The organism is Streptomyces sp. NPDC097129 (assembly GCF_055668065.1).
In genome coordinates this window covers 374,998-388,283 of the sequence record NZ_JBVOQE010000001.1, presented here as the reverse complement: position 1 = coordinate 388,283, position 13,286 = coordinate 374,998, and the positions used below count along the sequence as shown (strand labels likewise).

Sequence of the window (13,286 nt, the reverse complement as noted above, 5' to 3'; positions counted from 1 at the left end):
TTTCCGGTGTCTCATACGCCCCTTGCGGAGCAGGTGTGACGCGGCCTCAATTCCCTTCCTCACCTGGGTCTTTGCGGGTCCGCGCGGGCCTCTGATTGTCAGTGCAGGGCAGTAGAATTGACGTAGTGTTCGAGGGAAGACGCCGGGGCCTCCGGAGACTCCCTGACCGCGACAGGAGGATGCCTGTGCCCGCTGCCGCACTCCACCCGAAGCCGTCCCGCAAGCCGTCGCCGACCCAGTCCACCGCGAAGCACCCGGTGCTGTTCGACTCGCCGTACGCGCCGGAGGCGAAGCGTCCGCTGCCGCCGGGCCGTCCGCGCGAGTGGTACATCACGCACAACCGGCGTCTGAAGGCCATGCGCCTGGCCATCGCCCTGCTCGACTCCGGCGTCTACACGCCGGGCCAGGCCCGCAACGAGACGATACGGAACACGGCGGAGGCGATCGGCGTCCACCCGCCGTCCGACGTCACCTGCCACATGGTGCGCGCGCTCATGCGCTACTGCCGGTGAGCCGGTGAGCCGGTGAGCCGGTGAGCCCGTGAGCCGGTGACCGACGCCGGGTGCCGTCCTTCAGGGCGGTGCCCGGCGTCGGCTGGGTTCAGCCCGCCAGCTCCCGCTCCAGCGGCGTACGGAAGCGCGGCGTCACCCGGGTCGTCCCCACCCAGCCCCGCAGCCGCTCCGCCTCCGCCTCGATCGCCGCCTCGGCGTCACGGCCCACGCCGTCCTTCTCCAGCAGCCGCCACACGATCTCCCCGTCCGGCCGCTGCGCCCAGCCGCCCACCACCCGGCCGTCCCACCACACCGTCGGCCCGACGTTGCCGCTGCGGTCGAACAGCGCGGGGCGCAGAGCGGGGGCCAGGCACCAGTCCCGCTGCTGCCAGCCCATCGCCGTCGGGTCCAGCCCCGGCAACAGGGCCGCCCACGGCTCCACCGGGCCCTCGCCGCCCGGCTCCTCGTCGCCCTCCACGACGTACCCCGTGCCCTCGTCCAGGGCCACCTCGCGCGCCCCGATCGCGGCGAGCGCGCGCCGTACCTCCGTCACCCGCCAGCCCGTCCACCACTTCAGGTCGGCCTCCGTTGCCGGGCCGCACGCCGCGAGCCAGCGGCGCAGCAGCTCCGCCTGGGCGCCGGCGGCGTCGAGCTCGGGATGCGCGGGGGCCGGCGCCCAGCGGAACTGGCTCGACGTCCAGGAGCCGAGCGGGCGGCCCCGGACCACTTTGCCCTCCACGCCGAGGACGCGCAGCAGGCGGGAGGAGACCGTGTGCACGCCCTCGTAGCTCTTGCCGGCGGCGTAGGCGAACTGCTCTCTCAGCCGCGGTTCGTCCTTGGCCAGTTCGGCCGCCGTGGCCTGCCCGCGCCGGGCCAGCGCGGCCAGCGCCGACTCCTCGACGTCCTTCAGCCAGGCCGCGTCCGGGGCGCCCGCCGCGGCCATGTCCTTCAGCAGCGAGGCCCGCTCCCGGGCGGCCACCGCCAGACCGGTCGAGGCGTGCACCACGGCCGTCAGCTCGGTGGGGAACACGAACACCGTGTGCCGCATGCCGTGCATCCGCACCAGCGAGCCGTCCTCGTACAGCGCCCGCTCCGTCCCGGCGACCGTCCGGGCCGGATCCGCCAGCCGCGCGCCCACGGCCAGATACACCGTCGCCGGGTCCGTGCCGTGCAGTGCCACCAGCGCGTCGGCGACCTCCTCCGGCGCCGCCGCCCGCGCCCGGGGCGCCAGCAGGTGCCGTACCGCCAGCCGTGCCCGCCGCTCCGTCACCCCGATGTGCCGTACTCGCCCGCCCATACCGCCTCCGTCCGTCCCCACGCCGGTGCCTGACGCCATCTTCCAGGACCCCACTGACAACGGCCCCCGGAGGCGGCCCGAGGACGCCGTCGTCCGTCAGCCGTAGCGCTCCAGCAGCCCCCCGACGTACGCCTCCAGCCGCTCGCCCAGCACCTCGGGGGTCAGGTCGGTGCGGCCCAGCTCCCGCCACGGCCCCGCGAGCTTCGCCGCGTCCGGGGCGTAGGCCAGGGCGTCCAGCAGCCGCCAGTACAGGTGGTCCGGGCCGTCGGCGAGCCGGCGCCCGCCGTGGGCGTCGTAGCGCTGCCGGAAGGCGAGTGCGTGTTCCGGTCCGTGCAGCAGGGCGAGGGCCGTGCAGCAGTGCGCGACGTCGACATCGGCCGGGCCCCATGACGTCTCCACCCAGTCGACCACCCCGCTGATCCGCAGCTGGGCCCCCGAGCCGTCGAACAGCACGTTGCCCGGGTGGAAGTCCCGGTGCAGGAAGCAGCCCTCGTACGCCGGCGGCTCGCGGCGCAGCACGTCCACCGCCCGCTCCCACAGCGCGCCCGGCGCGGTGCGCGCCCGATCGGCGGAGGTCCACGCCTCGTAGCGGCGCGGGCGCTCGGACGGCACCACCCGGTGGATGCGCACCAGCTGGGCCGCCAGCAGGTCCAGGCGGCGGTCCAGCTCCTCCCCGTCGCACGCGTCGACGCGCACCCGGCCCGGCAGCAGGGTCATCAGCAGGGACGGGTGGTCGCAGTGCTCGGCGCCCGCGTCCACGGCGACCGGCTCGGCCACCGGGATGCCGTCCGCACCGGCGAGCAGCGCGAGCACGGACGCCTCGCGGGACAGCAGGCTCTCGGCGTGCCGGCGGTAGAAGGGCTTGACGAAGCTGCGCAGCACCAGCGCGCCGCCGTCGTCCAGGGTCAGGCGGCGCATCTGCGAACTCCACCCGCCCCGCAGCACGCGCGTGCCGGTGACCGTGCGCCCCTCGGGCAGCTGCTTGGCCACCCACGCGCGCGTGGCCGTCCAGCCCCGGTCGTCCGGGCCGGTGAGCACCGCCGCCACGAACGCCCGCCGGTCCTCGGCGTGGTCCCGCAGCCACGTCCCCACCTGGTGGTCCGCGGCGGGCAGTTCGAAGCGCGTGTACTGGGCGCGGGCGGTGAGCGCGTCCTGCACCGCCTCCGTCACGGCCGGCGGGATCACCGCGTCCGTGCCGGGTACGGCGAGCACCGCACGGCCGTCGTAGGCGCGCAGGGCGTCCAGCGCGCGGGAGGCACGCCAGCTGTCCGGCGTGCGGAGGATCGTGCTGAAGCGCGCGTCGCCGTTGCCGAAGGGCAGCTCCCACGCCTCGGGCGCGTACACGGCGGGCGCGCCCAGGCCGATCGCGGCGACCCGCTGCGAGTAGTGGGCGACCAGGTCGGCGACGGTCTGCCCGCTCATGCTGAACCCGACCAGCACCAGCGGCCCGTCCGGGGCGCACGCGTCGATCACCGCCACGGCCTGCTCGAAGCGGCGCCGCAGGCTCAAGCGCCGCAGCAGGCCGGTGCTCTCGCCGTGCCCGGAGAAGTCGAAGGCCAGCACCCGGCAGCCACGCGCCGCGAACTCACCGGCCAGCGGCAGCAGCCGCTCCTTGCTGCCGGCTCCGGCGCCGTGCAGCAGCACCGCGGCCGGGCCGTCGCCGGCCCCGCCGTACACCCCGCTGAGGCGTTCGCCGTCGACGTCGAGTGTGAAAGGAGACAGGGACTCGGTCATGCGCCCCATTCACTCACACCGCCCAAGTGCCGCAGCGCAAAAAGCGGATGGGTCCCTTTCGCCGGACTCCCTGCCCTTCTTCCATGGGCACCATCGTCATGGCCGCGACCGCGGTCCTGGTGGTCCTGGGCTTCACCGACCCCGTCCGGTGGCTCGCCGCCGTGGTCCTGCTCTGCCTGTACGCGCGGTACGGGCGGGGCACCTCCCCGGCGCCGAACGGGACGCCCCCGGCGTCCCCGGGCTCCGCGCCCGCGTGCCAGGCTCCGCGACGCCGGGTTGATCCAAACGACAGGCCCTACCGGGCGTACCGGGCCCGCCGGGACCAGCAGGCCGAGTGGGAGCGCCGCTACCGCCGCGAACGCCCCTTTGAAGCCCGCCGCCAGGAACGCGGAAAGTGAACGATCCGCTCCCGATGACGGGCGTCCCCGAGTGTCACAGCCCGGGGGCGCCCCACACCGGGAACCAGCGCGCGAGATCCTGCTCGATCCGCAGGTCGTTCGCCAGGGCCGCCCTGATCTGCAGCTCCAGCGCGTTGTCGCGCCGCTCGGCCGGGCCGGGCAGCGGCGCGAACGGATAGAACGTGCCCCGCTTGTAGAGGTACACCAGCGCCAGCCGGCGGTCGCGGTCGTCGCGGAAGCCGGCCAGGGAGCACAGCAGCTGCGGGCCGAAGCCGTTGACCTCCATGGAACTGTTCACCGCGTGCAGATCGTTGACGAGCTGGGGCAGCTCGTCGGGGGAGCGGTGGGAGACCAGCCAGGAGTAGCCGTAGTCGTCCTGCGTCAGCCGCACGGGCGGGCCTGAGCGGCCGGCGTCGGCGTCCAGCAGCGCCTGCACCTCCCGGTGCGTCTGCTCGAACGCCGCGCCCTCGACGGTCGCGAAACACACCGCGCCCTGCCCCGTCGGGGTGAAACCGGCCGCCGCCTGCAGCGTCACCGCCGCCGACGGCAGGGCGAACAGCTGGTCCAGATCGGGCGCGACCGGTTTCGTACGGCCGAGCAGGATGTCCAGCAGGCCCATGCTCAGCCCGCCTTCCCGGGCGCCTGCGCCTCGCCCAGCTCGGCGGAGATCCGGCCCAGCTGGTCCAGCCGCTGCTGCAGCGTCGGGTGGGTGGAGAAATACTGCTCGATGCCGGGCTCGGAGCCGGTCGCCGGGGTGAAGTAGAAGGCGTTGAACGCCTGGGCGGTGCGCAGGTCCTTCGTCGGGATCCGGGCGATGTCGCCGGAGACCTTCGTCAGCGCGGACGCCAGCGCCGAGGGCCGCCCGGTCAGCAGTGCGGCCGCGCGGTCGGCGGCCAGCTCCCGGTAGCGGGACAGGGCCCGGATGAGCAGGAAGCTGATCGCGTACACGGCCGCGGCGACGCCGATCACGATGGCGAAGACGGCGGCGGTGTTCTGGTCCCGGCGGCCGCTGCTGAAGAGCTGCGAGTAGAAGGCGAACCGCACGATCAGACCGGCCAGCACCCCGAGGAACGACGCGATGGTGATCACGGCGACGTCCTTGTGCGCCACGTGGGACAGCTCGTGGGCCAGCACACCCTCCAGCTCGGACGGCTCCAGCCGCCGCAGCAGCCCCGTGGTCACACAGACCACCGCGTGATCGGGGTTGCGGCCGGTCGCGAACGCGTTCGGCATGTCCATCTCGGACACGGCGACCACCGGCTTGGGCATGTCGGCGATCGCGCACAGCCGGTCGACGACCGCGTGCAGCCCGGGGTACTCCTCCCGCTCCACGACCCGCCCGCGCATCGCGAACATGGCGATCTTGTCGGAGAACCAGAACTGCGCCACGAACATCGCCCCGACCAGGACGACGACCAGCACCCAGGACCTCAGCAGCACGATCAGCGCCGCCACGAACCCGACGTACAGCAGCCCGAGCAGGAACAGCGTGACCGACATCCGCACGGTCAGCCGCCGATCACCGGCAAAGCGGCTCTGCATCTCACATCACCCCGCACTAAGGCACTCGCCCCACTGCCAGTGTGCACCCACACCCGCCCATGAAGGGGTTCCGAACGGCTCCAGCACAGGCAAAAGTCCCTAGCGCATCGCCCGCAGCTGGGCCCACCCCAGCAGGACGATCACGCCGAGGACGCAGCCGAAGACCATCGCCGTGGACGACCAGGACGAGCGGCGCGGGCTGAGAGGGGCCGGGTCGGCCCGGAAGGGGACCGGCTCCGGTGGGTTGTCCTTCCAGCGCGCGGCCAGCATGCGGGCGCGCGCCGAGGGCTCCTTGTACGCGGCCGATCCGGCCCAGCGGTGATCGAACTCCTGGTCGAAATCATCGAGTTCGGGCATGGGAAACACCCCCCGTGTGTCATGTCCTTGCCCGCATCGTACAGAAGACGGCGCCCCCGCCTCCCGGGAGGGGGAGGCAGGGGCGCCGGACGCTCTCAGCCGCCGAGTGCTCGGCGGGTGCCGGTCACACGTCGAAGTACAGCTCGAACTCGTGCGGGTGCGGGCGGAGCTGGAGCGGGGCGATCTCGTTCGTGCGCTTGAGGTCGATCCACGTCTCGATCAGGTCCGGCGTGAAGACGTCGCCCTGGAGGAGGAACTCGTGGTCGGCCTCCAGGCGGTCGAGGACCGCGCCGAGGGAGGTCGGGACCTGCGCGACGTTCGCGTGCTCCTCGGGAGCCAGCTCGTAGAGGTCCTTGTCGATCGGCTCGGCCGGCTCGATCTTGTTCTTGATGCCGTCCAGACCCGCGAGGAGCAGCGCCGAGAAGGCCAGGTACGGGTTGCCGGAGGCGTCCGGGGCGCGGAACTCGACGCGCTTGGCCTTCGGGTTCGAGCCGGTGATCGGGATACGCATCGCGGCGGAGCGGTTGCGCTGCGAGTACACCAGGTTCACCGGCGCCTCGAAGCCCGGCACCAGGCGGTGGTAGGAGTTCACCGTCGGGTTGGTGAAGGCCAGCAGCGAGGGGGCGTGCTTGAGGATGCCGCCGATGTAGTAGCGGGCGGTGTCCGACAGGCCCGCGTAACCGGCCTCGTCGTAGAACAGCGGGTCGCCGTTGCTCCACAGCGACTGGTGCACGTGCATGCCCGAGCCGTTGTCACCGAAGATCGGCTTCGGCATGAAGGTCGCCGTCTTGCCGTTGCGCCAGGCGACGTTCTTCACGATGTACTTGAAGAGCTGGAGGTCGTCCGCCGCGGCGAGCAGCGTGTTGTACCGGTAGTTGATCTCCGCCTGGCCAGCGGTGCCCACCTCGTGGTGCAGGCGCTCGAGCTTCAGGCCGGACCTGCCCAGCTCCAGGGACATCTCGGCACGCAGGTCGGCGAAGTGGTCGACCGGCGGGACCGGGAAGTAACCGCCCTTGTAGCGGACCTTGTACCCGCGGTTGTCCTCCAGCGCACCGGTGTTCCAGGCGCCGGCCTCGGAGTCGATGTGGTAGAAGGACTCGTTCTCCGAGGTCTTGAAGCGCACGCTGTCGAAGACGTAGAACTCGGCCTCGGGACCGAAGTACGCCGTGTCGGCGATACCGGTCGACGCCAGGTACGCCTCGGCCTTCTTCGCCACGTTGCGCGGGTCACGGGAGTACTGCTCGCCCGTGATCGGGTCGTGGATGAAGAAGTTGATGTTCAGCGTCTTGTCGCGGCGGAAGGGGTCCAGGCGCGCGGTCGACAGGTCCGCGCGCAGCGCCATGTCGGACTCGTGGATGGCCTGGAAGCCGCGGATCGACGACCCGTCGAACGCCAGCTCCTCGTCGGGGTCGAACGCCTCGGCGGGCAGCGAGAAGTGCTGCATGACACCCGGCAGGTCGCAGAAGCGGACGTCGATGAACTTGACGTCCTCGTCCGCGATGAACTTCTTGACCTCGTCGGCGTTCTGGAACATCCAGCTCCTCCTACTCCCGACCGCCTCGCCGGGGGTGGTTGATCGGTCGTGCGGCCAGTGCGGTGGCACACGCTCCACTCGACCCTAGGGACGGGTGATTTCTCGGGCGTGACCCATTTGTTTCGCTGAAGTTAACCGGGCCCGGTTCCAGGCTATCCCCGACACACCCCGCCGTGCCCCGGTCATATACGGGCGCAGTACCGTGTACGGGTGGACAACAGGCAAGCAATCGGATCGTGGCTGTCCGGTCCCCGCGCGGCCATGGAGGACGCGGGCGCCGACTTCGGTTACCGGGGCGAGCAGCTCGGTCTGCCGGAGAGCGGACCGAACTCGATCGCCCGGCCCGGCCGGCGGCTCGGCGCCCTCGCCGTCGACTGGGGCCTGAGCGTGCTGATCGCATACGGCCTCATCACCGACGGCTACTCGCCGGCCACCAGCAACTGGGCGCTGCTCATCTTCTTCGCGCTGAGCGTCCTGACCGTCGGCACGATCGGCTTCACCCCCGGCAAGCGCCTGTTCGGCGTCCGGGTCGTCGCCCTGGAGACCGGCACGGTCAACCCGCTGCGCGCCCTGGTGCGCTCGGTGCTGCTGTGCCTGGCGATCCCGGCCCTGATCTGGGACCGCGACGGCCGCGGCCTGCACGACCGGCTGGCGAAGACCGTCGAGGTCCGGGTCTAGCCCACGGCGACCGACAGCGACCGATGCGTACGGCACAGCGAGAGGTTCGTACGCCAAAGCGACAGATGTGTACGACGAAGGGGGCGCCCGGTGATTCCGGGCGCCCCCTTCGTCGTACACAGGGACTCAGCGGCCCTTCGGGCCGCCCTTCGGGAGCTTCATGCCCTTGGGCATCGGGCCCTTGGGCAGCGGCATGTTGCTCATCAGGTCGCCCAGGGCGCGCAGTCGGTCGTTGGTCGCCGTGACCTGCGGGCCGGTGAGCACGCGCGGGAACTTCAGCATGGTGGTGCGCAGCTTCTTCAGCTCGACCTGGCCCTCGCCGGTGCCCACGATCACGTCGTGCACGGGCACGTCCGCGACGATGCGGTTCATCTTCTTCTTCTCGGCGGCCAGCAGCGTCTTGACCCGGTTCGGGTTGCCCTCGGCCACCAGCACGATGCCGGCCTTGCCGACCGCGCGGTGCACCACGTCCTGGCTGCGGTTCATCGCCACCGCGGGGGTGGTCGTCCAGCCCCGGCCGACGTTGTCCAGCACCGCCGCCGCGGCGCCGGGCTGGCCCTCCATCTGCCCGAAGGCGGCCCGCTCGGCGCGGCGGCCGAAGACGATCGCCGACGCGAGGAAGGCGAGCAGCAGGCCCAGGATGCCGAGATAGATGGGGTGACCGATCAGGAAACCGATCGCGAGGAAGACACCGAAGGTGATGATGCCGACAGCCGCGAGTACGAGACCGATCTTCTTGTCGGCCCGACGGGTCATCTTGTACGTGAGGGCGATCTGCTTGAGTCGCCCTGCGTTCGCAGCGTCCGCTGCGTTTTCCTTCCTCGCCATGCCACGAAGTCTACGTGGCCCCGGGAGCGCCGACGACGGCAGTGCCCGGCGGCCGCGGCGGAGGGCCGGGCGGGGGCGCCGGGCGGAGGGCCGGGCGGGGGCCGAGGCGCGTTCCGGCGCGCGGCCCGTGATCCGGCCCGGGGTGGGGGCCCGGGGCGGAAGGGGCGAGGCCGGTCAGGGCCGCGCGCTCGTGGACTGCTTCAGGAAGTGCTCGGCCTCCACCCGGTCCTTGGCCCGGCGGCGGTCCTCCAGGACCGAGTTCCAGGCGTTGCGGCGGGCGGTGCGCTGGCCGCTGCTCATCAGCAGCGACTCGACGGCGCGCAGCGCGTCGGTGAAGGACGGGATGGCGGTGGCGCGGGTGCCGTGCGGCATGACGTCGTTGACGGGCGCGGCCTGCATCGTCGAGGTCCCCCCTCGGGATGGGTGTACGGGGCGTGATAACAGGGTCACTGTTCGGTGTTACCAGGACGTGACCGACCGGTCAAACGCGCATGAAACCCTGGAACGCGAGGTGTGAACGACGACGCGGCCCTGACGTGTGCCCTCATCTGCGAGGACGGTCAGGACCGCGTCGAACCGGTCATTACTGGTCAGTAGGACCTTGTGCGTGACTTCACACGGTTGGCTCTCACACCGCCTGCGCGGCGACGAACTCCCCACCCGGCTGCGGAGCGGCCGACTGCCGCTGTTCGATGGCCATCCGGTACAGACGGCCGGCGCGGTAGGAGGAGCGGACCAGCGGGCCGGACATCACGCCGGAGAAGCCGATCTGCTCGGCCTCCTGCTGCAGCTCCACGAACTCGTGCGGCTTCACCCAGCGCTCCACCGGATGGTGGCGGACGGAGGGACGCAGGTACTGCGTGATGGTGACCAGCTCGCAGCCCGCGTCGTGCAGCTGCCTGAGCGCCTCGCTGACCTCCTCGCGGGTCTCGCCCATGCCGAGGATCAGGTTGGACTTGGTGACCAGGCCGAAGTCGCGGGCCTCGGTGATGACCTTCAGCGAGCGCTCGTAGCGAAAGCCCGGGCGGATGCGCTTGAAGATCCGCGGGACCGTCTCGACGTTGTGCGCGAAGACCTCGGGGCGGGAGGCGAAGACCTCCGCCAGCTGCTCCGGGACGGCGTTGAAGTCGGGGGCCAGCAGCTCGACCTTGGTGGGGCCGGCCTCGCGGTCCGCGGTCTGCTGGTGGATCTGGCGCACGGTCTCCGCGTACAGCCAGGCGCCGCCGTCCTCCAGGTCGTCGCGCGCGACGCCGGTGATCGTGGCGTAGTTCAGGTCCATCGTGACGACCGACTCGCCGACGCGGCGCGGCTCGTCCCGGTCGAGCGCCTCGGGCTTGCCGGTGTCGATCTGGCAGAAGTCGCAGCGCCGGGTGCACTGGTCGCCGCCGATGAGGAAGGTCGCCTCGCGGTCCTCCCAGCACTCGTAGATGTTCGGGCAGCCGGCTTCCTGGCAGACCGTGTGCAGGCCCTCGCTCTTCACGAGGTTCTGCATCTTCGAGTATTCGGGACCCATTTTCGCCCGGGTCTTGATCCACTCGGGCTTGCGCTCGATGGGGGTCTGGCTGTTGCGGACCTCCAGGCGCAGCATCTTGCGTCCGTCGGGTGCGACTGCGGACACGACCGGCTCCCTAGCGATTGATTCTTCGGCGCCCTCAAGGGTACGCCCGTGGATTTGCATGTCCGGTGCCGCGTCAGGCCGCGGACGGCTCGACCGGGCGCGGCTTGAGGTCCGCGTTCTCCAGGACGTCCTTCAGGTGCCGCTCGGCGACGGGCAGCACGTCCTCGATGGTGACCTCGCGGCCGAGTTCGTACGAGAGCGACGTCACGCCCGCGTCGCGGATACCGCAGGGAATGATCTTGTCGAAGTTGGAGGTGTCCGGGTTCACGTTCAGGGCGAAGCCGTGCATGGTGACGCCCTTGGCGACGCGGACGCCCATGGCGCAGATCTTGCGGTCCTCGCGGCGCTGGCCCGCGTTGGACGGGGCGTACTCGGGGCCGTTCAGGCGTGGGTCGAACTCGGGGTCGGTGCTGCGCGGGTCGAAGTCGAGCGTGAGTCCTCCGAGGGCGGGGCGCTCCTCGACCGGGTCGCCCAGCACCCAGACACCGGCCCGGCCCTCGACGCGCGAGGTCTCGATGCCGAACTCGGCGCACACCCGGATCATCGCCTCCTCCAGACGGCGCAGATGGGCGACCACGTCCACCGGGCGGGGCAGCTTCTGGATCGGGTAGCCGACCAGCTGGCCCGGGCCGTGCCAGGTGATCTTGCCGCCGCGGTCCACGTCGATCACGGGGGTGCCGTCGAGCGGGCGCTCCTCGGGCGCGGTGCGGCGGCCGGCGGTGTACACGGGCGGGTGCTCCAGGAGCAGACACGTGTCAGGCACCTCGTCCGCGAACCGGGCGGCGTGCACGCGGCGTTGTTCGTCCCAGGCGATCCGGTAGTCGACCATGTCCGCGCCGAACCCCATGCGGACGAACCGCAGCTCACTCACGGCAAGCGCCTCCTCGAAGTCGTAAGGCATGAAACGCGCCCACGCCACTGTACGACTGCCTCGGACGCGTCAGCCCTGCGGGCAATCCTCACACGATCGGATGAATGGGTGGGGAAGTGTGCGATCGCCTGCTTACGCTCCGCTACATTCGCGCCGTCCAAGAGGCCATAAGGGCTGCTCACAGGCGCTCCGGGCACCACAACAGGCCTGGAAGGCAGGAGACCGCACCGCAGATGACGGAACGACCCGCGCAGCGCACGCCCAACCGACAGCTCGCCGCGCTCATCGCAGAAGCGGGGTTCTCCAACGCGGGTCTCGCCCGTCGCGTGGACCAGCTCGGGCTCGAACACGGGCTGGACCTCAGATACGACAAGACGTCCGTGACGCGGTGGCTGCGGGGGCAGCAGCCGCGCGGGACGACACCGGCGCTGATCGCCGAGGTGTTCACCCGGCGGCTCGGGCGCCGGCTCACCGCCCAGGACCTCGGTCTCGACGCGTGCGCCCCCGTGTACGCCGGGCTGGAGTTCGCCGCGACCCCCGACGAGGCGATCGACATCGTCAGCGGGCTGTGGCGCAAGGACTCCGGGAACCATGCCGAGCTGCGGAAGATCGCCTTCACACCGGCGGGGCTGGTCGTGCCGAGCAGGGACTGGCTGATCGGGCGGTCCGACGACAAGGTCGCGCGCGGTGAGCCGCCGGTGCGGGTGCCGCCGCAGGGGCGGCCGGCGGTGGTGCCGCAGCAGCGGGCACGGTCCGAGCGGCCGCCCGCCGTGCGGGTCTCCGGTGGGGACATCGCGGCGCTGCGGTCCGTCGCCGAGCTGTTCCGCACGCTCGACGACACCTACGGCGGCGGGCACGCGCGGCAGGCGCTGGTCCGGTACCTGGAGCACGAGTGCGAGCCGATGCTGCGCGGGGTGTACGGGGAGCAGACCGGGCGCCGGCTGTTCGCCGCGGCGGCCGATCTGACGCGGCTGGCGGGATGGACGTCGTACGACATCGCCGCGCACGGACTCGCGCAGCGGTACTTCGTGCAGGCGCTGCGGCTCGCGCAGGCGGCGGGGGACCGGGCGTACGGGGCGTACGTGCTGGTGACGATGAGCCGGCAGGCCGTCTATCTCGGGCACGGGCGCGAGGCCGTGCAGCTGGCGCGGGTGGCGCAGCAGGGGGTGGGGGCCGGGGTGCCGCCCGTGGTGCAGGCGCTGCTGCACGCGGCGGAGGCACGGGGGCACGGGGTGCTGGGGGAGGTGCGGTCCTGCACCGCGTCCCTGGTGCGCGCCGAGCGGGCGATGGAGGCGGCGCGGGGCGGCGACGAGGTGCCGCACTGGGCGCGGTTCTTCGACGAGGCGCAGCTCGCGGACGAGTTCGGGCACTGCCACCGCGATCTGCAGCAGTTCCGGGCGGCGGCGCAGCATGCGGAACGGTCGCTGCAGCTGCGGGGGAGCGGGTACGCGCGCAGCCGGCTGTTCTGCACGGTGGTGCTGGCGACGGCGCGGCTGGGGCTCGGCGAGCTGGAGCAGGCGTGCCGGCTGGGGGCGGAGGCGGCGGGGGCGGCGGCGGAGATGCGGTCGGTGCGGGCGGTGGAGTATGTGCGGGAGTTCGAGCGGCGGTTGGAGCCGTATCGCGATGCTGCGGCTGTTCGGGGGTATCGGGAGCGGGTCGCTGCGCTGGCTTAGCGGGTCGTCTGCGGGTGCGTTGTCGTGTGCGGGTCTCGTTGTGGCTGGTCGCGTTTGCCTGCGGCGGCCTGTGCGGGTTCGTTGTGGCTGGTCGCGTTTGCCTGCGGCGGCCTGTGCGGGTTCGTTGTGGCTGGTCGCGCCGTTCCCCGCGCCCCTTTTGTGCCTGCGGCGGCCCGTGCGGGTGCGTGGTCGATTGCGGTAGCGCTTGCGGCCGGTTTCTGAGTCGGGGCCGGGGTGGGGGGTGTCCGTCCTCGGTCCGGCCGCC

At 71.9% G+C, this 13,286-nt stretch carries 14 protein-coding genes; 4 read left to right on the top strand and 10 right to left on the bottom strand.

All coding sequences use genetic code 11. The features are described from left to right. Positions 1-185 precede the first annotated feature (185 nt). Entirely contained in the window at positions 186-512 is a 327-nt protein-coding gene (locus tag AC0B9F_RS01755) for a hypothetical protein (protein WP_471998224.1), read from the top strand. Positions 513-600: 88 nt separating this feature from the next. Here the strand turns inward: AC0B9F_RS01755 and AC0B9F_RS01750 are convergent, their stop codons facing one another. After that, positions 601-1,788, bottom strand: coding sequence for a winged helix DNA-binding domain-containing protein (locus tag AC0B9F_RS01750; RefSeq protein ID WP_471998223.1), 1,188 nt, complete (start codon positions 1,786-1,788; stop codon positions 601-603). Positions 1,789-1,884: 96 nt separating this feature from the next. Continuing rightward, complete coding sequence (locus AC0B9F_RS01745; RefSeq protein ID WP_471998222.1) at positions 1,885-3,522, bottom strand: alpha/beta fold hydrolase; 1,638 nt, start codon at positions 3,520-3,522, stop codon at positions 1,885-1,887. 83 nt (positions 3,523-3,605) lie between these two features. Between AC0B9F_RS01745 and AC0B9F_RS01740 the strand changes: the two genes are divergently transcribed. Beyond that, positions 3,606-3,920, top strand: a complete 315-nt coding sequence (locus AC0B9F_RS01740; protein WP_471998221.1) for a hypothetical protein — start codon at positions 3,606-3,608, stop codon at positions 3,918-3,920. A gap of 34 nt (positions 3,921-3,954) precedes the next feature. On the opposite strand, the gene pspAB is transcribed toward AC0B9F_RS01740, so the two are convergent. The 4 genes from pspAB to glnA all read right to left on the bottom strand — a co-directional run bounded on the left by pspAB (position 3,955) and on the right by glnA (position 7,353). Then, positions 3,955-4,539, bottom strand: coding sequence for a PspA-associated protein PspAB (pspAB, locus tag AC0B9F_RS01735; RefSeq protein WP_471998220.1), 585 nt, complete (start codon positions 4,537-4,539; stop codon positions 3,955-3,957). A 2-nt stretch (positions 4,540-4,541) separates the two neighbouring features. Beyond that, entirely contained in the window at positions 4,542-5,462 is a 921-nt protein-coding gene (htpX, locus tag AC0B9F_RS01730) for a zinc metalloprotease HtpX (protein ID WP_471998219.1), read from the bottom strand. Positions 5,463-5,561: 99 nt separating this feature from the next. Beyond that, positions 5,562-5,819 carry an SCO2583/SCO2584 N-terminal domain-containing protein gene (locus AC0B9F_RS01725; RefSeq protein ID WP_471998218.1) on the bottom strand — a complete coding sequence of 86 codons (258 nt, stop codon included), beginning with the start codon at positions 5,817-5,819 and terminating at the stop codon, positions 5,562-5,564. Positions 5,820-5,943: 124 nt separating this feature from the next. Continuing rightward, entirely contained in the window at positions 5,944-7,353 is a 1,410-nt protein-coding gene (gene glnA, locus AC0B9F_RS01720; RefSeq protein ID WP_471998217.1) for a type I glutamate--ammonia ligase, read from the bottom strand. Positions 7,354-7,563: 210 nt separating this feature from the next. Here glnA and AC0B9F_RS01715 point away from each other — a divergent pair, with 210 nt between their 5' ends. Further along, positions 7,564-8,031, top strand: coding sequence for an RDD family protein (locus AC0B9F_RS01715; RefSeq protein ID WP_471998216.1), 468 nt, complete (start codon positions 7,564-7,566; stop codon positions 8,029-8,031). 126 nt (positions 8,032-8,157) lie between these two features. On the opposite strand, the gene AC0B9F_RS01710 is transcribed toward AC0B9F_RS01715, so the two are convergent. The 4 genes from AC0B9F_RS01710 to lipB all read right to left on the bottom strand — a co-directional run bounded on the left by AC0B9F_RS01710 (position 8,158) and on the right by lipB (position 11,348). Continuing rightward, complete coding sequence (locus AC0B9F_RS01710; protein ID WP_471998215.1) at positions 8,158-8,859, bottom strand: DUF4191 domain-containing protein; 702 nt, start codon at positions 8,857-8,859, stop codon at positions 8,158-8,160. Between the two features lie 174 nt (positions 8,860-9,033). Next, a complete protein-coding gene (locus tag AC0B9F_RS01705) occupies positions 9,034-9,258 on the bottom strand; it encodes an SCO2195 family GlnR-regulated protein (protein WP_471998214.1) in 225 nt (74 codons plus the stop codon). A 229-nt stretch (positions 9,259-9,487) separates the two neighbouring features. Then, positions 9,488-10,477, bottom strand: a complete 990-nt coding sequence (gene lipA / locus AC0B9F_RS01700) for a lipoyl synthase (RefSeq protein ID WP_471998213.1) — start codon at positions 10,475-10,477, stop codon at positions 9,488-9,490. Between the two features lie 73 nt (positions 10,478-10,550). Then, positions 10,551-11,348, bottom strand: coding sequence for a lipoyl(octanoyl) transferase LipB (gene lipB / locus AC0B9F_RS01695; protein WP_471998212.1), 798 nt, complete (start codon positions 11,346-11,348; stop codon positions 10,551-10,553). A 233-nt stretch (positions 11,349-11,581) separates the two neighbouring features. Between lipB and AC0B9F_RS01690 the strand changes: the two genes are divergently transcribed. Continuing rightward, entirely contained in the window at positions 11,582-13,021 is a 1,440-nt protein-coding gene (locus AC0B9F_RS01690; protein ID WP_471998211.1) for a regulator, read from the top strand. The last annotated feature ends 265 nt before the right edge of the window (positions 13,022-13,286 follow it).